The organism is uncultured Jannaschia sp., from assembly GCF_947494055.1.
In the GTDB taxonomy this organism is placed as follows: Bacteria; Pseudomonadota; Alphaproteobacteria; order Rhodobacterales; family Rhodobacteraceae; genus Jannaschia.
This window is the reverse complement of record NZ_CANLTR010000182.1, coordinates 1-472: the sequence shown is the minus strand read 5'-3', so window position 1 is coordinate 472 and position 472 is coordinate 1. Positions and strand designations below refer to the sequence as shown.

The 472-nt window shown below is 67.2% G+C and carries 1 protein-coding gene; it reads left to right on the top strand.

Going from position 1 to position 472, the window contains the following annotated elements; all coding sequences use genetic code 11:
- The coding region (locus Q1A87_RS23760; RefSeq protein ID WP_299657351.1) for an ISNCY family transposase at positions 1-472 on the top strand (472 nt) is incomplete at both ends.

The following is a 472-nucleotide window of genomic DNA, read 5'->3' as shown; positions in this document are numbered from 1 at the left end:
CACCGCTGGTTCGAGGACCGCGCACCGGCCTGCACGCTTCTGGTGTTCGTGGACGACGCGACGAGCCGGCTGATGGAGCTGCGCTTCGTGCCGTCCGAGACGACGTTCGCCTACTTCGCGGCGCTGGAGAGCTACCTCGCCGCGCATGGCCGTCCCGTGGCGTTCTACTCCGACAAGCACACCGTGTTCCGCGTCGGACGCCGCGCTCCGAAGACCGGGCATGGCATCACGCAGTTCGGCCGCGCGCTGGAGGAACTGGGCATCGAGATCATCTGCGCCGACAGCAGCCAGGCCAAGGGCCGCGTCGAGCGTGCCAACCGCACGTTGCAGGACAGGCTGGTGAAGGAGCTCCGCTTGGAGGGGATCTCGGACATGGTGGCGGGCAATGCGTTCCTTCCGGGCTTCGTGGAGCGCTACAACGATCGCTTCGCGAAGACGCCCCATCGACCTGACGATCTGCATCGCCCCCTCA